24 protein-coding genes and 2 pseudogenes are annotated in these 19,565 nt (G+C 67.0%); 15 read left to right on the top strand and 11 right to left on the bottom strand.

The genetic code is table 11. The features are described 5' to 3' along the window. Positions 1-183: 183 nt before the first annotated feature. Positions 184-414 (bottom strand): hypothetical protein, encoded by a 231-nt coding sequence (locus ACIHCQ_RS35340; RefSeq protein WP_399671992.1) that lies wholly within the window; start codon positions 412-414, stop codon positions 184-186. 44 nt (positions 415-458) lie between these two features. On the opposite strand from ACIHCQ_RS35340, the gene ACIHCQ_RS35335 reads away from it, so the two are divergent. Further along, on the top strand, positions 459-767 hold the full coding sequence (locus ACIHCQ_RS35335; protein WP_399671990.1) for a hypothetical protein: 309 nt from the start codon (positions 459-461) through the stop codon (positions 765-767). A gap of 56 nt (positions 768-823) precedes the next feature. Here the strand turns inward: ACIHCQ_RS35335 and ACIHCQ_RS35330 are convergent. The 3 genes and pseudogenes from ACIHCQ_RS35330 to ACIHCQ_RS35320 all read right to left on the bottom strand — a co-directional run. Further along, positions 824-1,246 (bottom strand): annotated as a pseudogene (locus ACIHCQ_RS35330) (phosphotransferase); the annotation flags it as partial. Continuing rightward, entirely contained in the window at positions 1,243-2,358 is a 1,116-nt protein-coding gene (locus tag ACIHCQ_RS35325) for a DUF4037 domain-containing protein (protein ID WP_399671988.1), read from the bottom strand. The gene ACIHCQ_RS35325 and the pseudogene ACIHCQ_RS35330, both read right to left, overlap by 4 nt. Before the next feature lie 90 nt (positions 2,359-2,448). After that, positions 2,449-2,793 carry a hypothetical protein gene (locus ACIHCQ_RS35320; protein WP_399671986.1) on the bottom strand — a complete coding sequence of 115 codons (345 nt, stop codon included), beginning with the start codon at positions 2,791-2,793 and terminating at the stop codon, positions 2,449-2,451. A gap of 346 nt (positions 2,794-3,139) precedes the next feature. On the opposite strand from ACIHCQ_RS35320, the gene ACIHCQ_RS35315 reads away from it, so the two are divergent. Next, complete coding sequence (locus tag ACIHCQ_RS35315; RefSeq protein WP_399671984.1) at positions 3,140-4,030, top strand: TIGR03620 family F420-dependent LLM class oxidoreductase; 891 nt, start codon at positions 3,140-3,142, stop codon at positions 4,028-4,030. A gap of 94 nt (positions 4,031-4,124) precedes the next feature. Here ACIHCQ_RS35315 and ACIHCQ_RS35310 read toward each other — a convergent pair whose 3' ends face one another. Further along, positions 4,125-4,553, bottom strand: coding sequence for a hypothetical protein (locus ACIHCQ_RS35310; protein ID WP_399671982.1), 429 nt, complete (start codon positions 4,551-4,553; stop codon positions 4,125-4,127). A gap of 708 nt (positions 4,554-5,261) precedes the next feature. On the opposite strand from ACIHCQ_RS35310, the gene ACIHCQ_RS35305 reads away from it, so the two are divergent. From ACIHCQ_RS35305 to ACIHCQ_RS35290, 4 genes are all read left to right on the top strand, one after another. After that, entirely contained in the window at positions 5,262-5,528 is a 267-nt protein-coding gene (locus tag ACIHCQ_RS35305; protein WP_399671980.1) for a hypothetical protein, read from the top strand. A 137-nt stretch (positions 5,529-5,665) separates the two neighbouring features. Further along, positions 5,666-6,703, top strand: a complete 1,038-nt coding sequence (locus tag ACIHCQ_RS35300; protein WP_399671978.1) for a helix-turn-helix domain-containing protein — start codon at positions 5,666-5,668, stop codon at positions 6,701-6,703. 133 nt (positions 6,704-6,836) lie between these two features. Beyond that, on the top strand, positions 6,837-7,265 hold the full coding sequence (locus tag ACIHCQ_RS35295) for a hypothetical protein (protein ID WP_399671976.1): 429 nt from the start codon (positions 6,837-6,839) through the stop codon (positions 7,263-7,265). Positions 7,266-7,463: 198 nt separating this feature from the next. Continuing rightward, complete coding sequence (locus tag ACIHCQ_RS35290) at positions 7,464-8,276, top strand: SAM-dependent methyltransferase (RefSeq protein WP_399671974.1); 813 nt, start codon at positions 7,464-7,466, stop codon at positions 8,274-8,276. 34 nt (positions 8,277-8,310) lie between these two features. On the opposite strand, the gene ACIHCQ_RS35285 is transcribed toward ACIHCQ_RS35290, so the two are convergent. Continuing rightward, positions 8,311-9,243, bottom strand: coding sequence for a helix-turn-helix domain-containing protein (locus ACIHCQ_RS35285; protein ID WP_399671972.1), 933 nt, complete (start codon positions 9,241-9,243; stop codon positions 8,311-8,313). An 89-nt stretch (positions 9,244-9,332) separates the two neighbouring features. After that, entirely contained in the window at positions 9,333-9,566 is a 234-nt protein-coding gene (locus tag ACIHCQ_RS35280; protein ID WP_399672000.1) for a DUF397 domain-containing protein, read from the bottom strand. Positions 9,567-9,792: 226 nt separating this feature from the next. Here ACIHCQ_RS35280 and ACIHCQ_RS35275 point away from each other — a divergent pair, with 226 nt between their 5' ends. Beyond that, positions 9,793-10,278, top strand: a complete 486-nt coding sequence (locus tag ACIHCQ_RS35275) for an ATP-binding protein (protein ID WP_399671970.1) — start codon at positions 9,793-9,795, stop codon at positions 10,276-10,278. A 201-nt stretch (positions 10,279-10,479) separates the two neighbouring features. Then, complete coding sequence (locus tag ACIHCQ_RS35270) at positions 10,480-11,214, top strand: hypothetical protein (RefSeq protein WP_399671968.1); 735 nt, start codon at positions 10,480-10,482, stop codon at positions 11,212-11,214. Positions 11,215-11,680: 466 nt separating this feature from the next. On the opposite strand, the gene ACIHCQ_RS35265 is transcribed toward ACIHCQ_RS35270, so the two are convergent. Together ACIHCQ_RS35265 and ACIHCQ_RS35260 are read right to left on the bottom strand one after the other, a co-directional pair. Continuing rightward, positions 11,681-12,208 carry a ferredoxin gene (locus tag ACIHCQ_RS35265; protein WP_399671966.1) on the bottom strand — a complete coding sequence of 176 codons (528 nt, stop codon included), beginning with the start codon at positions 12,206-12,208 and terminating at the stop codon, positions 11,681-11,683. Positions 12,209-12,379: 171 nt separating this feature from the next. Beyond that, positions 12,380-12,772, bottom strand: coding sequence for a signal peptidase I (locus ACIHCQ_RS35260; protein WP_399671964.1), 393 nt, complete (start codon positions 12,770-12,772; stop codon positions 12,380-12,382). A 926-nt stretch (positions 12,773-13,698) separates the two neighbouring features. Here ACIHCQ_RS35260 and ACIHCQ_RS35255 point away from each other — a divergent pair. The 6 genes and pseudogenes from ACIHCQ_RS35255 to ACIHCQ_RS35230 all read left to right on the top strand — a co-directional run bounded on the left by ACIHCQ_RS35255 (position 13,699) and on the right by ACIHCQ_RS35230 (position 17,397). Further along, positions 13,699-14,082: a barstar family protein gene (locus ACIHCQ_RS35255; protein ID WP_399671962.1), complete on the top strand. Its 384-nt coding sequence runs from the start codon at positions 13,699-13,701 to the stop codon at positions 14,080-14,082. 371 nt (positions 14,083-14,453) lie between these two features. After that, positions 14,454-14,957 (top strand): hypothetical protein, encoded by a 504-nt coding sequence (locus ACIHCQ_RS35250; protein ID WP_399671960.1) that lies wholly within the window; start codon positions 14,454-14,456, stop codon positions 14,955-14,957. A 403-nt stretch (positions 14,958-15,360) separates the two neighbouring features. Beyond that, positions 15,361-15,633: pseudogene (locus ACIHCQ_RS35245) on the top strand (transposase); the annotation flags it as partial. 241 nt (positions 15,634-15,874) lie between these two features. Beyond that, entirely contained in the window at positions 15,875-16,303 is a 429-nt protein-coding gene (locus tag ACIHCQ_RS35240; protein WP_399671958.1) for a VOC family protein, read from the top strand. 303 nt (positions 16,304-16,606) lie between these two features. Then, the gene (locus ACIHCQ_RS35235) at positions 16,607-16,810 is read left to right on the top strand and encodes a hypothetical protein (protein ID WP_399671956.1); all 204 of its coding nucleotides are present in this window, start codon (positions 16,607-16,609) and stop codon (positions 16,808-16,810) included. 41 nt (positions 16,811-16,851) lie between these two features. After that, a complete protein-coding gene (locus ACIHCQ_RS35230) occupies positions 16,852-17,397 on the top strand; it encodes a GNAT family N-acetyltransferase (RefSeq protein ID WP_399671954.1) in 546 nt (181 codons plus the stop codon). A gap of 221 nt (positions 17,398-17,618) precedes the next feature. On the opposite strand, the gene ACIHCQ_RS35225 is transcribed toward ACIHCQ_RS35230, so the two are convergent. Beyond that, on the bottom strand, positions 17,619-18,041 hold the full coding sequence (locus ACIHCQ_RS35225; protein ID WP_331760168.1) for a hypothetical protein: 423 nt from the start codon (positions 18,039-18,041) through the stop codon (positions 17,619-17,621). Continuing rightward, a complete protein-coding gene (locus ACIHCQ_RS35220; protein ID WP_399671952.1) occupies positions 18,038-18,868 on the bottom strand; it encodes an IS5 family transposase in 831 nt (276 codons plus the stop codon). The genes ACIHCQ_RS35225 and ACIHCQ_RS35220 overlap by 4 nt, the downstream gene beginning before the upstream one ends. A gap of 243 nt (positions 18,869-19,111) precedes the next feature. Between ACIHCQ_RS35220 and ACIHCQ_RS35215 the strand changes: the two genes are divergently transcribed. Then, positions 19,112-19,456, top strand: coding sequence for a hypothetical protein (locus tag ACIHCQ_RS35215; RefSeq protein ID WP_399671950.1), 345 nt, complete (start codon positions 19,112-19,114; stop codon positions 19,454-19,456). Positions 19,457-19,565: the final 109 nt, after the last annotated feature.

The following is a 19,565-nucleotide window of genomic DNA, read 5'->3' as shown; positions in this document are numbered from 1 at the left end:
AAGCCGACATGTCTGCTTGAGCCGTGTGCCGTGAAAGTGGCAAGCACGGTTCTGAGGGGGGTCCCGCGCAGCGATGCGCGGGACCTACCCGACCGCGCAGCTCACCGGCACAACAACTGCGTACGAGCCGCACGCCGACGCCGAACGCACCGCGGCCCGGGAAGCCGAGCAGCGCCGACGCCATCAGCTCGCGACCGTGCGGACGAGATCGAGCGCCTCGCCCAAGAGGACCGGCTCGCCGACACCGAGCCCCGCCACGGCGACGAAGCCGTACGCGACGAACTCGCGCGGCGCGGCCACTGGCGTCTGGAGCGAAAACTCGACGGGGTGGCCCCGGGCATCCGCCGCGCCGTCGAAGCCTGGGTTCGCACTCTCCTCGACAGCGGCCCGGGGTCCGAGCCTCGCTCCCGGCACACGACATGGGCCTGCCTGGGTGAGACCCAGCCGGTGCCGCTGGAGTGGTCCAGCCGCTACGACCACCTCACCCGCAAACAGCGCGAGAGCGGATCGTCGCGCTGCGGTCACTGTTCCGGCACACGAAGAAGAACGGCCAGATCTTCCGCGATCCCACGATCCGTGTCCGTGGCCCCCGACAGACCGGCGGCGTCCTCCAGGCTCTCGTCCAGGCGGACATGGACGAGCCCATCCTGGACTGGCTCGACCACCGCCGCAGCAGCGGGCCGTACACGGCCGACCCCCCACCCGCTGCTCTGGACCACCCGGGCCACCCGCTACGCGGACTCCGCCCGCCGGCTCCTCGGACCTGAGCCCGAAACCGACCCGGCGCGTTCGCCATGACCCCGCATGTCCTGGAATCGGTTGCTCAGCCGATCAGAGCCTCGGTGATCTGGCGGGTGGTCTGCGCGGCGACCCGCGGGTTGACGGCGGCGTAGGAGATGTAGGCGTTGAGGGCGGTGGTCAAGGCCCAGCCACGGCCTCGGATCCAGGTGGCGTCGCCGATGCCGAGCCCGCCGAAGTCGATGACCGCGCTGAGTCTGCCGTCGACGGTCAGCAGGTTGCCAGTGTGGAAGTCGCCGTGGAACCAGACCGGAGGGCGATCCCATCCGGGGGCGCTCAGTGCCGCGTTCCACAGTTCGGTCATGGCCGCGGCGTCGAACGCGCCGTCGACCTCGGCGATAGCGGCCCGCGTCGCGTGGTCCCGGTCGGCCAGCGGCCGGACGACGAGGTTCTCGCGGGCATCCTCGAACTGTATGTCCTCGGGAGCGAATTCCTGAAGGGCGCTTACTCGAGCGCGCCCTGGCGGCGAAGGTCACCGAGACCGTGCGCGAGGAGGTCGGTGTTGTCGGCCCATTGATCGATGCCTCCGTAAAGTGGTCGGTTGCGCAGGGCGGGGTCGCTGATCGTCTGTGTCAGTGCCTGGGCGAAACGCTCGGCGTGCAGGACCAGGAAGGGCCGGCTGTGGTACGGGCGGCGGCTCGGGTCCACCGCACTGGCCAGGCCCGTGTCGTTCTGGAGCGTGCCGGCGATCTCGTACGCGTCGCACAGGTGGCGCTCGCGTTCCGGGTAGGCCGTGGCGGCCAAGGCGCCCTGCAGGGACGGGGTCAGCGACTCGGCGGCCGGCAGGCGGGCGAAGGCGCTGCCGAGCCACTTGCTGTACGGCGCGTACCGTCGCTCCATCAGCAGGCAGAGTCGCATCAGGTCCCGTACCAGCCGCCCCGCGACCACGGCTGAGCCGGGGTCGTCCCCGACCTCCGCGCAGCGTCCGACGAACGCCTCCTCCTGGGAGATCCGCTGCCACTGGCAGGCCAGCAGGTACCGCCACACATCGTCCGGGTACCAGGCCAGCCGCTCCCGTACGGCGGTCAGTGTGCCAAGACCGTCGTGGAACACCGCGCCGCCCGTGGTCTCGGCCAGCTTCTGCTGCGGCATCCACAGCCAGTCCCGGACCGTCGGGGCGGCGGTCTCGGTGTGGAGGCCGAGCTGTGTGCCGAGCCAGGCGGCGAGGTCGTCGACGGACACCCGGTGGTCGACCGGGCCTTCCGTCAGTTCCATATGGCCCGAGACCCGGTCCAGTGGATTGTCGTGGTGGCGGAAGTGGGTGGGCCAGCCGCGTACTTGCTTGGGCAGCCGTTCGGCCAGGAGGCGGTGCAGATCGGCCGCCTGCTCGGAGGCCGCGTCCCGGCCGAGGAACAGGTTCAGCCTCGGCCCCCACTCGTGATCCGCCGATCGCGGCGTGTCGAACCCGAGCACCTCCGACCCCGACCCGACACGGGCCGCGGCGTACGCAAGGCCGGGGTACTCCTTGTCGAGAAGCGGCCGCACGGCCTCCTCGTAGAAGATCCGCGACAGCTCAAGGCCCGTAAGGAAGCCAGGGGGTTCGGTATGGTCCGTCGTCATACGGGCACTGTGACGTGATCGTGGCCCGGGTGGCCACCGAGTATCGACTCAGCGCGAGCCTCCCGGACAGGAGCGCCCGGCGTTGAGCAGTCACCCACCGCTCGACCTGGTCGACGGAAAGCTGGTGCCCGCCAGCACCGGCTGCCAGATCTCGATCGCCTCGGCGTCCTGGCCCTTGCGGGCTCGGTGCCGGCCCTGGGTGTTGATCTCGCAGGCATGGCAGTCGCTCATCCGGTCACGCGGAGCCGCGGCCCAGCCCGCCATGGCGCGCTCCACCCGCGGATCGTCGCCTGTCGCGTCGGCGAGATGGAACGCGGCCTGGCGCACCGCTCTTTCGCTGTAGCCGGCCAGCCGGTAACGGCGCTCCATGTCCGCCAGCCACCGGTCCACCGCGGTGAGCGGGAACTCCGGGGACTCGACGATGCGCCCGGCCACCCGCTTGAAGCGTCAGAACAGGTTGTGTGCCTCGTGGGGAGTGAAGAAGGCCGGATCGTGGTCGTACTCAACGAGGTTTCCATGACCCGGCGCGGCCGCTGTAATCGGCATACGTTGCCGGCCCGTGGTGCGGGGGTTTTCCTGCGAGTGAGATACGGGGCGTGGTCGTCCTGCGGCGGCGGGTGCCTGCCTGTCGTTGTGCTGGACGGTAAGAGGGAAGAGCAGGCGGACGGGCACCCGTCCCCCGCCCCGACCGTGTCGGCGCCGGAGCATCCGCCTGGTACGCCGTACGGACGAATCTCCGCCCAGCCGGGAATAGCGGGCGCGGGTCGCTGTTGATCACACCATGACTTCTGAGACGCGCGAGGGATTCGGACGGATCGGCATCTGGAGCAGCGCCCTGCACGGGTCGCGGACGGACGACGCGGGCAAGGGTGCGATCGCGGAGGCGGTCGCCGAGCTTGAAGAGCTGAGGTACGGCACTCTCTGGATCGGGGGCAGCCCCTCGCCCGACGACGCTGCGGCTGTCGTCGCCGCCACCCGCACGGTCACCGTGGCCACCGGCATCCTGAGCATCTGGGACCACACCGCCGAGGAGGTGGCGGCGCGGATCGCGGCGATCGACGCGAGCGCGCGCGGGCGATTCGTCCTCGGCCTGGGCGTCAGCCATGGCCCGATGGTGCCGCAGTACGCGAAGCCGTACAGCGCGATGGTGGCCTACCTCGACGCACTCGACGCCGCCACCCCGCCCGTGGACTCCGGACGTCGGGTCCTGGCGGCGCTCGGCCCGAAAATGCTGAAGCTCGCGACCGACCGGGCGCTGGGCGCACACCCTTATCTCGTCACCACCGAGCACACGGCGGAGGCACGCGAGGCGCTCGGCCCCAACGCGTTGCTCGCCCCGGAGCTGTCGGTAGTGCTCGACACCGACCTCGACCGGGCCCGCACCACTGCGCGGAACATGCTGGGGCGATACCTCCAACTGCCCAACTACACCGACAACCTGCTGCGCCTGGGGTTCGCGGAGAGCGACTTCGAAGGCGGCGGCAGCGTCCGTCTCCTCGACGCCCTCTTCGCCCTGGGCGACGCCGAGCGCGTGAGGGCCCGGACGCGGGAGTACCTCGACGCCGGCGCCGACCACGTCGCCCTCCAGGTGCTCACCGCCGACGAGGGCGGCGTCGGTCTGCCGCGGGCCGAATGGCGTGAGCTGGCCGGGGCGTTCGCCGACGAACTGTAGAGGGCGGCTCGCACGGGCAGGCGGGATTGTCGCCGAACAGATAGGTCACGTAGGTCACGCGTCGGACAGTACGGCGGAGACGAAAAGGATCGCATCAGACTTTTCGGACCCCGGGCATCGACTCGGTGAAGCAACCCGCCGACGGCATCGCCTGAGCCGCACCCGGGCGGGCCGCCTCCGGGGCGTACACCTGCCCCAGCACAGCTCGGTAGTCACCAGTCTGGGAGCGTCCCAGCGACACCTTCTCCGCTGTGACCCGCAGACCCGCAGTCGGCGCATCTGGTGCCGGGTTGATGGCGAGTTGTTCTGTCAGCCAGCGCTGATAGAGGAGGATTTGCCGGTCGACGCGTGGCAGGACACCGCTGTCCATCAGCAGGTCGCGCAGGTGGGTAACGGTTCGCCAGGGCGCTTCCTGGTGCGGTCCTTCGTGGGTGAGCGGGATGGTGCCGGTGGTCAGAGCCCGCAGGAGACGGACGACGTTGGGGATGCGGAGCCAGATCAGGCGGCTCTTGGGCCGGTCCATCTTATTCTCTTCTGCCGCTGACCGACCCAGCTCAACGGCGCTGCCCTGCATGTGATTGGCGCCCCTGTGCCAACCGCTGCGGTGATGCGCGTATCGCATCACCGCACAGCACGCGGATGATGAGTCCCCGGCGGTGGCGGACACGCTTGGCGCGCAGGATGGGATTGGGACAGCAGCCTCCATGTCGACGGCTTGCGTGGGTAGTTGGAAGCCCCCACCCAAAACAAGATCCTTTTTTTTGCATCTGCACGTGCATACCCATAGACCGGGTCGACTCTCTCCATCAAGACACTAACCCGTAAGAGTGAATGATGCGATCTTCAACGCGCACACTCTTCCAGGTGACCCGACAATCACACGGCCGCCCTCCCGAAGAAGAGAAGCCAGAAATTGGGCAATTGGCAGCCGAAAATGACCAGCAAAGTCGCAGGAGCGCGCCCTTCTTTGGCTGACCCTGTTCGCACAAGTCTCGATTGGCTGGAACCCGCTGGTACGGGAGCGGAACCGTTGAGGCGGATTTCCATCGCTCTTGCATGCACCATGTCTTTGCATGGCGACTGCCATCGTGGCGTTGAGTCCGGTGGTCTGGTTAATGTGTCGCCGAAGAACAGAGGGCGGCCGAGACGGCCGGCTTCCCGAACTCGCAAAAGCCCCGGAGCGGTTGGGCCACTCCAGGGCTGCGCGATCAAGAAAAGGAGTACGTCTCCCATGCTTGACCGATTCGACCGAGGTGGCTTCAACTCGCCCTCGGTTCCCCGTGAACGTAGCATTCCCCGCCTGGTCGCTCCATATCCGAGCAGCGTCCGTGCCTGGGATGTCAAGGTGTGCCTGAGCCTGGTCTCTGTGGTGCTCATCGTGGTGTGGGTGACCGTCACCGGAGCTACGCCGGCTGCCCTGGGCGGTATTGCCGGTCTTCTTGTCTGCGCCACCGCCGGACGTTCCATCGTCCAGTACCGGCGAATTCAGCTCAGGTAGCAGAACGGGGGCCACTGGTGAGCCTGGCCGGCCCGTTCCTGCGGGTGCGGGCCGCCCAGGCGGGCAGGGCCCCGAGCTGCTGCCTTTTCGTCCCGGAAAGCGGGACGAAAAAGCGCCGACGGGAGAGAGAATCCGACATGGGAGCATCGCCGCGCTTCGGTCGTTGCGCGTTCTGTCAGCGCCAGTTCCGTCACCGGTCCGGCCCCGGACGCCGCCGCGCCTACTGCGACACCAAATGCCGCCGGCGCGCGCAGCGCCGACGTGACGAGGAACGTGCCCCCGCACCCGTTGCGTCACAGCCGTGGGCGCGTTCGCTCGCGGAGCAGCTGCACGCGCTGTCGGCCCAGCTGGTGGAGGCGGAACTGCAGTCGGCGCCGCTCGGGGTACTGATGGAATTCGCGGAACGGCTGAAGGGTGAGCTGGCCTGCTTTACCGCCGCTGCCGTCCACGATGCGCGGATGGACGGCGCGTCATGGACGGATGTGGCGAAAGCGACGGGGACGGGCGCCGAAAGCGCCCGTGCCCGCTGGAGCACGGACAGGGTGAAACGACTCCTGGAGCGCCGCGCGCGTCAGCAGCCCGTGCAGCTGCCGCGCACCTTCCGGCCTTCGCTGCCCGGGCAGGTCGGGGAGACGGGCGCGCTGCCGTCGGGCAGGCTGGCTGCTGCCTTGTCGTATCTGCAGCGGACGTCACAGATCTCGGTGGCCGAGGCGGCGCGCCAGGCGGACCTGTCCTCCTCGTACGTTTCGCGGATCCTGGCCGGGGACCGCCTGCCGGCTTGGCCTGTCGTGCACATGTTGGCGACGATCTTCGGCGGGGACGCGGGTGATCTGCGGGCGCTGTGGGAGCGCGCGCAGGGGCCGGCCGGCGGTGCGCGGCAGTCGGTTGACTCCGCGGCCGAAAAGCTGCACGGTGCGCTGCGCGGCCTGTACCTGGCGGCGGCCTGTCCCGACCCGGCTGTCCTGTGTGCAGGCACCGGCATGGACCCGGAGACGGCGAGCGCGGTCCTTGGTGGTGAGCAGGTTCCGGACTGGCCCACCACGGCGCGTCTGGTGGCTCAGCTCCAAGCCGCACCCGGCGATATCAGGCCGCTGTGGGAGGACGTCCACTACGCCTTCCTCGCCTCGCAGGATGTCTTCCCCGCAGGTGGTCTTGTCCGTCCTGTGGACGGCTGACCCGCACAGCACCGGCATTTTCGTGCCGACTCGGTGCCATTCGAAAGGACTGGTCGTGTACCCGGCTGTGTCGTTGTCCCCTCTCGCTCAGCTGCTGCTGTCCGGTCCTCGCTGCGGTCGGCCGGTAGCCGCGATGCCGTTGGACTACCGGGCGTTTCGTGAACACGTCCGCCACGCCTACGAGAACTATGCCGTGGAGCGCCTCGGCGACCGGCAGGCGGCGGTGGAAGCTGTTGACGCCGCCTTGCATGATTTGGCCGTGATCTGGTGTGAGGCGCTGCGCAGTGCGCGGCCGGCGGCTCTTGCATGGCACCTGCTGCTCCGGGCCGTGTCTGCCCACGTGTCTGTATCCGGTCATTGTCTTCCGGGCGGGGCGGCCAGTGATGCCGAACTCCTCCATCATCGGCTGGATCTGCCCCTTGAGGAGATCGCCGATCTCATGGGAACCGATGCGTTTGTCGTGCAAGGGCTGCTGTCGGCGGGCGGTGCCCTCCAGGTGTCCCGTGGCGGGCTCGGCGTCTGCGCGGGCTGCCCGCGCGGCGGCGAGCAGCGTTCGCTCTGATCGCCTTGGCTGCCCAGGAGCGACTCTCGTGTCGCACGTGGCGTGCGATGCCCTGATTCTCTCCGTGGCGTGACCCGATTTCTCTCTCTGCACTGTGTTTCGCCCGTTCGTGTTCTAGCCCGGCGGTAACCGGCTGTCTAGCATGTCCAGTCACCGCAGCGACGGGCTCTATATGTCTACGGGCACGGGGGAACGCACATGGTCCGGGAGACGGCATCCACCGGTTCTCACATCATTGACGTCGGCACACCGAGCGTGGCGCGGATGTACGACTGGCTTCTGGGGGGCATCGAGAATTACGAGTCCGACCGGAAGGCGTGCGCGGCGCTGCTGAAGGTGGCTCCGAGCAGCAGGGAGCTGGCGCTGAACAATCGTGCTTTCCTGCGGCGTGTGGTGCGGTACCTGGCCAAGGAGCGGGGGATTCGTCAGTTCCTTGACCACGGTTCGGGCCTGCCGACCCAGGACAATGTGCATCAGATCGCTCAGAGCATCGACCCCGCCTCCCGGGTGGTGTACGTCGACAATGATCCGATCGTTCTCGCGCATGGGCGCACCACGCTGGAGGAAAACGGCCGTACCGCGGTGATCCACGCGGACATGCGCCGTACGGACGACATCTTCGGGCATCCAGACGTCGAGCGTCTGATCTCACGCACTGAGCCGACGGCGGCGTTGTTCGTATCGGTCCTGCACTGTCTTCCCGACGGGGACGACCCCGGGGCGCTGGTGCGCGGCGTGGCCGAACGTCTTGCGGAGGGCAGCTTCCTGGTGGTGTGCCAGCTGGTCAGCGACCGCGCCGATGTGCGCCAGGGAGTTACCGACCTGATGGAGAAGGCCACGCACGGGCGCTGGGGCCGGGTCCGTGAGAAACACGAGGTGGCCGCCTACCTTGCGGGCATGGACATCATCGAGCCGGGGCTGGTGGATGTGACTCAGTGGCGCCCGGACAGCGAGGTGCTGCCGCGCCGGCCCGAGGAGTGGGAAGAGTGGGGCGGAGTAGCCCAGTTGTAGCCTCCGGTGTCCGCCGCCCTCATGGTGTGATCGGTCAAGCCTGCGGGCCTGCGGGCACCATCTTGCGGTAGCGCTTCAGCGCGCCACGCAGCAGCTCCTTGCTCCGCTCGCGCGGGGCGGCGACGTACGCCAGCTGGTTCAGTACGTGCCGGTAGCGCTCGACGTCGGAGGGACGGGTCAGATATATCGCGCTGTCGATGTGCTCCACGTACACGACCTCCGAGGGGCCGCCGTCACTGAAGCGCAGATGCGTGATCGGGTAGGTCGGCGATGCCAGTGCCGACGCCTCGAACTCGACGATGCGGATGTTGATCCCCTGGATGTCTGAGGCCTCCAAGAGGTGCTCGAGCTGGCCGCACATCACCTCATAGCCGCCGACGGGCCGCCGCAGAACGCCTTCGTCGAGAAGCGCGACGACCTGGGGACACTGGTCACAGTGGAGAAGCTCTTGCCGGCCCATCCGCAGCTCGACCCGCCGCTCGTTGCCCGGGGCTTGCGGCAGTGCCGCCTCGACCACCGCGCGTGCGTACTGGGGCGTCTGCAACAGGCCGGGCACGACATGGTTCTCGTAGGTGTAGATCGCGTGCGCGGAGCCTTCGAGACCGATCAGACGCTTCAGGTAGGTGGGCGTCACGTCGCTGTACTGCTTGTACCAGGCGCTGTACTGCGCCTGGCGCAGCAGCGCGTCGATCACTCTTTCCTCTTCGGGGCCGAGCTGGAAGAAACGGACGAGGTCGTAGATGTCTCGTTCCCGCGGCGGGTGCATGCCCCGCTCCAAGCGACTGATCTTGGACGCGGACGCGCGGATGACCTTACCCACGGCCTCCAGTGTCAGATTCCGCTCCAGGCGCAGATGCCGCAGTTCCTCACCCAGAAGACGCGCCGCCGCCTCGGGCTTCGCCTGCTTGGGCAGAGGCGTCACTGAAGCCTCGGGAAAAGGATCTTGCGACACGGGGCCGACGGACATGCGGACTCCTGCGGAAGACGGACACCGCTCTCAGTCTTCCAGAACGGTGCCCGCACGTCCGACGGAACAAGTCATCCCTTCACGCCGGTTCAGCCGACCAGGTGGTCGAACTCCCCAGCCTTGGCGCCCGCGAGGAACGCCGCTGCTTCACTGGCGGTGTACACCAGTGCCGGCCCGTCAGGAAACCGGGAGTTGCGGACCGCGACAGCGCCTTCCTCAAGGCGTGCCACCTCCACACAGTTGCCTTCTCCGATACTGGCGCTGCTCTTGGTCCAGACCACGCCCTGGATGTCGTGTGCAGGGACGCCGTTGTCGTACTGCATGTCGAACCCCTCATTCTTCTCGTACTCCGCTTCACCCACGCCCCGTGCCATGCCTATGCAATGCCATATGCAATTGCATGACGGGGTAGTGAGGAGCTTAGCTACGGAGCTCTGGCAGCGAAGTCCCCCGAAAGGGTTCTCTGCAATGTTTAATTGGGCAGGGGCCCGGGCCCTCAGTATCGGGACAAGCGACGCCCTGACCAGGGCAGGAGCAAGGGAGCCGATGATGGGGGCGCACCGCCGGCCCAGTCAGACCGACTGGGGCCTGGCCATGGGGCTCACCACGCCCTACTTCGCCGCCCAGCGCCTCCCGCCCGCCCTCGGCACCCCGCTCCAGGCACGGAAATTCATCCGCCGCACCCTTGGCTCCTGGGGCGGGCAGATCACGATCCCGGACGTTGTCGCGGTCGCCAACGAGCTCGTCACCAACGCCGTATGCCACGCCTTCGCAGACATCACGAACGGCGAAGACGCCTGGCTCGGCCTGTCCAGCACATCTCGCAGCGTGCTCTGCGCCGTCACCGACCCCTCTCCCACTCCCCCACGGCTCCTGCCCAGCACACCCCTCATACTCCGTGGCCGCGGATTGCGCGTCGTCGACGCCCTCAGCCTCAGTTGGGGCTACACGCCCCTTGTGGACAGGCCAGGGAAAGTTGTCTGGGCCCACGTCCCCAGCCGGTCGGTCTCTCCTCGACACGACGGGCCTCATTAGCCGCCCCACCGAGAGGTGTGTGGGGCCATGATCTGGAAATGAGTTTGGCCCCACCTGGCCGCTGCACGCTGACCCGTCGGCCACTGCGGGCTCGGGGTCTCTTACGCGGACAGAATGCCCTTTTTCGGCTGGTGGCCGTACCCTGCACCACATAGTCACTGACACGAGACAGCCGCGGTGACCTGGACGGAAGGGAATCCCGTGACCACGACAGCCAATACGCCAGAAAGCATTACCGCCACAACAGCGTTCCTGGAGGAGGAACTTCCTCGCCTGGAAGAGCACCAGCAGACGCTCGAGAAGGAACTCGCCTCGGTCACCGACCGGCTGAGTTCGGTGCGCACCGCACTCGCGGCACTGCAGGCTCTGTCCGGCACCGCCCAACTGCGAGTGTCCCTCTCTGACACGGAAACCGTGCCTCCGCCCGCCTCCTCGGCCGATGCCGAGACGGTCAGCGATTCTCCCGCACCGCCGGTAACGGCACAGGAGACCAACGCAACCGACGACACGTCCCCAGCCACGCCTGGACGCTCCGGCACCCGCGCGTCAACCACCCGTCGCAGGGCGCCTGCGAAGAAGGGCGGAGGGCAGAAGCAGAGCAGCCGTCCGGCGAAGAAGGCGGCGTCCGCGAAGCCTGCGAAAGCGCCGAAAACAGCGAAGCCGGTGAAGCCAGTGAAGCCGGTGAAGACCACGGCAGCGAAGAGCACCACAGGCGCTGCGGCCCCGGCGGAGAGCGGAGGTCTGACCGAGCAGGTCATGGCCATTCTCTCGAAATCCGGCGGCAAAGCGGTCCGAGCCCGTGATGTCGCCGAGGCCCTGGGCCGCGACGACACACCCAAGGACATCAACACCGTCCGCAGCACACTCGACCGCCTCGTCGCCACATCACGGGCCCAGCGCGCCGGCCGGGGCCTCTACCAAGCACCCGCCAACTGACCTCGCCCACTCTCCTCATCACGGCGGGTCCGGCAACGACACGCCCGGTAGTGCTCCGTAGCATCTCAGCAACGGGAAAATCCTGGGCGGAGGGAGGTGTTCTTCCCGGCGACCCAATCGGGGACCGACCGCGGTGACCCGGACCCGCCTCGTCCTACGTCGGGAGCCACGAGGGGTCATGGCCGGTCTCGCCGAGGTCAGGCTCGTCAGTGAGGAGTTCGTCGACGATCACTGGGCGACGGTCGGCGTTGTGCTCGGTGTCATCCGCGACCAGCTCCGTCGCGTCCGTCTGGCCTGCGGTAAGACCCTGAACGCGGTGCCACCGTGGTCGTCAAGAAGAAGTCACGCGGCTACGACTCCAAGAAGGTAATCAACGGCATCAACGGCATCAACGGCCAGGAAGCGCCAGCTCGTGGTCGACACCCCGGGCACCCCACTGCCAGGGCTTTGCCGCGTGGTTTCTCGGCTACAGCTCGGGCAACCGGTCATCGGGAGTGGGTGACCGTCTCTCGTCCAGCCAGTAGAGGTAGACCCGCAGGTCAGTTGCAAGCCCACCGGCGATGTAGGACTCGAAGTCGCGCACGGCGCCGGCTATGCCCTGGCCCCGTGCGGGATCGATCTCGTCCCACGCGCTCCTCCGGTCGGACAGGTACTGCGTGATCCGGCCACGGTCGCGCCACCACTCCCGGACCGTATCCACAGTCCATCGTGCGTCGCCGTCACAGCCGTACCCGAGGAGCGGGTCGTCGTCTGCGGCTTCGACCAGCAGGGCCGTCTCCGCAGGCGTTCTGGGCTGACGACAGACGTACTCGGTGAGGTACTGGCCCCCGTAGAGAACATGGGCAGGCGCTGAAAGCCGTCCCGTCCAGCAGGTATCGGTCTCGCCGCCGTAGAAGGGCCCCGGCACGTTGAGCCACAAGCGGTCTTCCCAACGGCCCCGAAAGGCCTCGCGGTCGTTGCCGAGGGTCGTCAGGGGATCGAAGTAGAGCGTCACCCACCGGAGCTTAGGTCTTTCGTTCGAGCTATCGGTCTACCGGGAGGTGAAGATGTCGGTACGGAGAAGTCCGGCACGGCAGACGGTGGCTGCCTTCTCGTCGCGGGTGGCCAGGCCCCGCCATCGGTCGCAGTCATCATCGAGTGGCTATGACCAGCACTCACCACGGCGTCACGCGAGCAAGCCCGCATGGTCGTCTTTGTCAATCACCTTGTAGCCGGGGACGGATGGCCAGCGAACTGTCAGCACAACGGATTCCTCTTCCGCGTGCCAGGAGTGGTCCACGCCCCGGCCCCACACGACGTAGTCCCCCTGCCGCGCCAGAACGACACTGCGCTCCGGGAATTCCACCCGGAAGCGACCGCTGATGAGGACCAACAGGGCTGTACGGTCCTCGCCCGTCACCCACTGCGCGCGCTCGTCGCCTTGTGGATGGACGCCCCATTTGATCTCAACGGCCTCGCTGTGCCGTGGGTCGGAGACGTCCTTGAAATGACCGAGCAGCCATCCCCGGTCCAAGGCGGCGTCCCCACCCGCATTGCCCACATACACGCTGTCGTTCATGCATCCGGAAGGTAGCAGTCGGCCGGACGAAACGCATAAGCAGCATGACCAGCACTTTCCGCCCCCTACTACGGGAACATCCATTACGTGGCCCGGGTGCTGGACCGGCTCATGCGCCATCACCCTGATCTCGTGATCACACCCGCCGGTACCGAACCTGCCCGGCGACAGATCGCACCGGGATCTCGTCCAGCCTGGAGCCCTACCTCCGAGGCTGCCACCAGAACGGATGCCGACGGCAGTGCGGACTGTGCGGCAGCGCGCGCCACCGGGTTCATCGCCGAGCAAACCGTGGCCGAGCGGACCGACGGGCAGTGCTGCGGCGGGGGCCCGGCGAGCCGGGTGAAAGCGCGGCTGTACGCAGACCTCCGGAGGCCTCGGAAGCAGCGTCCGAATGGTCGCACTATTCGAACGCATGCCATGGGCACACTCCCATTCCCCGCGATCAAACATTGAGTGAGCTGTCAGGGCAGGCCAAGGAAGTGTGCGCAGTCCGGGCAGCGTCTCTTGGCGCTCAGTCCAGTGTTGCCTGCCGTGGCCTGTGCCGGCTGACGTTCACTGATCCCTGTCCACTGTCCTGGGGGTGGGTTGGGAATCCATCCCCATGCCGCGTCTTCGGGCGACACCACGTAGTGGATGCAGGCACCTGGGATATGTGCGTAGCCCTGAGGCGAGACCAAGATTCTGTCGAGGATGAAGTCCCTTGGGGCGCGCGGAGCGGCAATCGCCCCGTCTGCCTGTCGAGGACTGCTTCCGTCCGCGGGACAGTCGCACCCTTGCCCGATGATCAGTTCGCATCTGTCGCATCGCTGTAAGGCCATGGCAGCAATGATGGCGCAAGGTTCGATGGCACAGGACACTGGTTGTCCCGTGGCAATAAAGATTAAGGGCGTGCCATCGAACCTTGATCAATCTACGCTTCCGGCGTGACGACGACCCACGTGTCGGACGGAACCCGCATCCACACGCTTGAGGACTTCTGGCAGGTGTACGCCGATGCCTTCGGTGATCCTTACGGCTACTTCGGCCGCAGCCTTGACGCCCTCGCCGATGCTCTCGCCGGCGGCCCAGGCGGTCCGGACACGACTACCGAGTCGAGTGGCGCGATCACGCGACCTCCCGCAGTCGGCTCGGCCACCCAGAAACAGTCCGCCAACTCGAACGTAACCTCGCCCGCTACCACCCGGAGAGCCGCGCTTATATCGCGCGGCAAGGTGGAAGCCGCCCGAGGAGAATACGGCCCCACCGTCTCCAACTGGCTCGTCACGGTCTTCGAGGGCCGAGCCCCTGGAAAACTTCTCCTGTGCTGAGCAGCGGCTCGTTCTCAATGTCCGGTGGCACGGATCCAACCTTGCTGTCACCGGACACCGGTGCAGCCCAACGCGACTGGAACCGCGGTACGAGGAACCGACCGATCAACCGATTCACACCACGGCGCTGCGCCGCCGCCCAGGGCAGCTCTCCTCCCGATCGTCTGGCATCCCATTACTGTCAACAACGTTCGTGATCAATACATCTAGGCCGTGTCCGGGGATCAATGAGATTCCACGCCGCGACGAGGCCTACTGCGATACTGTCCCGCCACTGCTGAGCGGAGGGCGGGAGCGTCATGGGTGGGGTATCAGCCGAAGCGGTGGGCTCCTTAGTGGCCGCCCTGGCGCTGGGTGTGTCCGCGTGGTCCGTGTTCTACCTGGCCAAGCAGACGAAAGCATCGGCGGAGCAGACCCATGCCGCTGCCGATCAAACGCACGCGGCCACCGAGCAGACCAAGATCAGCAATGCGGTAGCTGCCGTCTCAGCGAACGACATGGTGCTCCGCTCGCTGCGTGAGGTGCACATCCTGATGCTCGAACGGCCTGGCATCCGCGGGTACTTCTACGCCGACAAGCCACTGCCCGAACAAGCGGATGAGCGCGACGAAATCATAACCATCGCCGAACTGCTGGCTGACGTTATGAGTAGCGGCGTACACGTCCACGAGAAGGTCCCCGACAGCGCCAGCGCCGCGCCCTGGGCTGACTACTGCCGACATACCGTGGAGAACAGCCCGGTCCTGCGTGACCTGCTGCAGGCACACCCCACATGGTGGCCCCACCTCACCGCCGTGCTTCCGGCGAGCCTGGTCCATGCTGGTTCTGGGGGTGGGGGTCGCACTGCGATCCCCACCCCCGTTGGTGAAGGCTGACGGTGGCCGCGGGGCCCGCGTCCCGTAGGCCAACAGAAACGCGACGATCGCGGAAGGCTCAGACCGGGAGCGGACCGGCTGGGACCATCGCGCCCATCTGCGAGGCGCTGGGCAACCCTGCGCGTAGTAGTGCCGTGCGCGAGACGACCGGCAGGCTCGGGCAGGTCCACTCGATGATGCCGGTCTCGTGGCTGCCGTCGGGGAGTTCGTCGTACTCCTGGCGGCAAGCCGGGCGCGGACGCGCCCATTCGGCGAAATAGGACTCGGTTTTGGCGGCGGCGACAATCTCATGCAGCTCCTCCTCCGTCGCACCACTCTCCTGCGCCCACCAGTGCGGCCCAGATCAGTGTGCTGATGAACCGTTCGCGGCCGTCGAACCCGAAGGGGCCTCACGAGCACGGTCATTGCCGAGCGCATCCGCGGTATCAGCTGGGAGACCATCGGCGAGGCTCACCACATGAGCGCTGCGGAGGCGATCCAGCAGGCCCGAGCCCGGGAAGACACCCAGGAGTGGAGAGAGCAGTACACCCTTCGGGCCGGCGTCGAAGGCACCATTTCCCAAGGAGTCCGAGCCTTCGGGCTGCGGCGTTGCCGATATCGCGGCCTGGCCAAGGCCCGGCTCCAGCATCAGTTCACGGCCACCGCGATGAACTTCCACCGCCTCAACGCCTGGTGGACCAAGCCGGCAGCCCTCCGGCCCCGCCAGTAGGAGCCAAGCGTTGCCGCGGCGCACGGTGGGGCATTAGGGTCGGTCAGGTGACTGCCGGGTCGGCCATAGGCCATACACGAGTGAGGCCCCCGGCCTTGGCGTGAGCGCGAGGCGGGCAAGAGCCCCGCCCACTTCTCCCTGTCTTTCCTCCCAGCGCCCACACGCGGCGCTCCCACAGCGGATCCAAGACTCGGAGACACGTCCACACATGCCACATGATGAGCAGCGCCATCACGACGCTGAGCTGCCGACGATCGCCGTCCAGCTGAACCACACTGCCGTCTACGCTACGGACCGGCACCTGTCGGCCGAGTTCATCGCCGCAATCCTGGGTCTGAAGGTCGGCGCACCCTTCGGGCCGTTCTTGCCCGTCGACTTGGGCAACGGCGTGACACTCGACTACTACGAGAAGCGTGACGAGCCGATCCAGCCGCAGCACTACGCGTTCCTGGTGCCCGACGAGCACTTCGACGCCATGATCGCCCGCCTGAAGGCGGTCGGGGTCACCTACTACGCCGACCCCAGCCACACCGAGCCCGGCCAGATCAACCGCCTCTTCGGCGGTCGCGGCGCGTATTTCGACGACCCGGGCGGCCACAACATGGAAATCATGACTCGGCCCTACGTCCGGCCCTGACAAGGCGCCGAGCGGCTCCCCGACTTCCCGCTCCGAGCCAACGCCCGGAGCGGGAAGCTGGGGAGCCGAGGCGGTCGGAAGGACCGCACGACCAAACGACAGACCCAGTCGATGAACTGTCCGCTGAGCGGGAGGAGGCCGTCACACACAAGACGGCAGAGGGAACCTGGTGAACCCCATGCCTGGCAAGTTCGAGCTGGAGTGACGCCGTTGGCAGGACCTCGGTGCGATGGCCCAGTCCGCGGGGTGATCAGGTTGCCTGTGGCAGGTAGTGCGGGCTGATGTCGCGCCGGGTGGCGGCCGGTGCGGTTCAGGCCTCCACGCAGGAGACGACGCAACCAGGCCCGCAGCACCGCGCTCTTCCAACTCGCCACCGAGATCCCGGCCGCGATCCTCGCCCGCACCCTGGGCATCCACACCGACGTCGCCGTCGCCTGGCAACGTCCCTCCGCGGGCGACTGGGCCACCTACGCCGCCGAAGTCAGCCGACGAACCAAAGAGTCTTGATCACAGCGAGCGTGTCAGACCCTTCTGACACGCTCCTTCTCATGCCGCACGAAAACATCCTCGGCCTCGTCCAAATCACCAATCCGCACGACATCGCCCCCGAACTCCGACAAGAGCTGATCGACTGCTGGATCGCAGTCACCAACACGGGCGGCGCCGCCGGATTCCCGTTCCCACCTGTCGGTGAGGACAACGTCGCGCCTGTCGCAGACAAGCTCCTCGGCCGTCTCAACCCACAGCGGAGCCGACTCCTCATCGCCAAGACCGACGGCATCCTCGCCGGATGGGTCATCCTCAACCGTGACCCCAACCGGCTCGTCGGACACTGGGGCACCGTTCACCGTCTCCAGACCCATCCCAACTGGCGTGGACGAGGCATCGGCGTCGCCCTCGCCCACAAGCTCCGGAAGATCGCCCGAGATGAGCTGGGGCTGGAACAGCTGCATCTCGCCGCCAGGGGAGGCGAGGGGTTGGAGAAATTCTACGGACGGCTCGGATGGCGTGAGATCGGTCGCTGGCCCGAAGCCCTCCGGCTCGCACCCGACGACACCCGCGACGAGGTCCTCATGGTCCTCACCCCACTCTGATCACAGAAGCATTCGGACAGTTCCAGTACCCGACGTCACCATTAGTCACGATGAAACGGAAGCGTGAGGCCGTGCACGATGCGCCTCCATGTGGTGGACCGAGCAGGCGATCCCGCCCCGTTTGCGAGCACGACCGCTTATGAGAGTGCGGAACGTAAGCTCTTGTCCGTTTCGTGGTTGAGGTTGGGGAAGGACCGCTGGTCGCGGATGGGGGGTGGCCCTCATGCGTCGGGGCGGGCAAACAAGCCGGGTTCGGGTTCGATGAGGATGCCCCGGCTGACCAGGCGTTTCAGTTTGGAGCGGATGCCTTCGGTGTTCTTCGGGAGGATCGGCAGGTCGAGGGCCTGACAGAGGTCGCGGGCGCGCATCGGCCGGCCGGCGTCGGCCAGGGCGGTGAGGATCTGCTGGTAGGCGGGGTGGTCCGGGATGTCGGGGCGGTCCGGTCCGGTGGCGGGTGAGGGCAGTGGGAGAGTGAGGAGGGTCTTGCGGGTGATGCGCAGGTTCTCGCTCTCCGCGTCGAGTTCGCCGAGTTGCCGGGTGAGTTCTTCGATGCGGGCCCGGAACTGCCCGGCTTGGTCGGCCAGTTCGCGCTCGCGGGTCTCGATGTGTTCCAGGATGGCTTTGACCTGTGGGTTCTCGCTCATGCGGTCCTCCATGAGGCGATGGTGCGGCCGGTGAGGCGGCGGCTCATGACGGAAGTCATCGCCCACAGAACGCGGGAGCGGGAGGAGGCGGGCCGGTGTTCGTAGTCGCGTACGAGACGGCGGTAGAACATCAGGATCCCGTTCGTCTGCTCCACGATCCACCGCTTGGCCTTCGGAACGAAGCCCTTGTCGTCCGGGTTGCGCTCGACAATCTCGACGTCGATGCCCACCTTCTTGCCGTGCTCGACGACCTTCTTCTTGAAGCCCTGGTCGACCAGGGCCTTTTTCACCGTGTCGCACTGCACGGCGACACCGTCCAGCAGGGCGATGCCGGCGGTGTTCTCGTGCGCGGAGGCGGGCAGGACGACGCAGTCAATGACGAGGCCCAACACGTCCACGGCCAGGCATCTCTTCCTGCCCGGCACCCTTTTCGCGGCATCCCGGCCCGTCGTCGTGGCCGGGACTCCGACGGAGGCGTGGATGCTCTGCGTGTCCAGGACCACCAGGCTCGGGTCGGCTAATCGCTTCCGCTTCTCCCGCAACTGCCAGCGCAGCAGATCGTGAACGTCCTGGTCGGTGCCCTCGTCGCGCCAGAGGTAGAAGTAGTACTTCACCGCTCCGGGCGGGGGCATGTCATGGGGCAGGAACTCCCACTGACAACCCGTGCGGTTCTGGTAGAGGATCGCGTTCACGATCTCCCGCATCGCGTACTTCCCCTGATGCCCGCTGACTGACGGATGCCGGGCCTTCCATGCCGTGATCACGGGTTCGACGAGCTCCCACTGCTCATCTGTGAGATCACTCGGGTACGGCTTGAACATGCTCATGCCACAACCCAAGCGAACCCCGAACTCCTGACCGGCAGCGATGCCCCAACGTCACACCATCGAGCGATGACAAGACCGGCAGAACGCCACATCCCGCACTCTCAGAACTCCGCACCGCCGGATTCTCGCCCTCCGGCCTCACCCTGGCCGTCGCCACCAGCAGCGACCTCACTCTCTGGACCCGCCAGAGGCTCCACTACAACGACTGAGTGCAGCTCCGACACCAAGGGCAGGGAGGGGCAGATGAACCGGGCAGACCTGGCCGAGATGCTCAACGGACAGACCACAGCCTGCGAACCAGCGAAGGCAGCACTTCTCGGCGGAGGCGACTTCGTCATCTGGGACGGCAACGTCCCCGGTCAGCAACTTGCCAACATCTACGCGGCTCGCCACCGGCGCGCAAGGAAACGGGGCACCGAGACACTCGCCCTGTCAGCCACCCTCGGCATCCTCACCCAGTACGGCACGGCGCCGTTGCGAATCGGCTGCATCTTCACGCCAGACAGAACCTGGGCCTTCATGCTCTTCCTCGCCGAGGATGCCAGCGTCGTCCTGGCCTGCACGGGAGTCCGCCAAGTCGGCCGATGACAGTTGTCCTGCTCAAGCGACACCGGTTACATGCCTAACGTCCCTTACGCTGCCAGGTCAACCCGACCTGCAGAGAACGCGCCGCAACCGGAGATAACGACGGTGCGCA

The organism is Streptomyces sp. NPDC052236, assembly GCF_044548015.1.
In the GTDB taxonomy this organism is placed as follows: Bacteria; Actinomycetota; Actinomycetes; order Streptomycetales; family Streptomycetaceae; genus Streptomyces.
This window is presented reverse-complemented; position numbering and strand designations above follow the sequence as displayed.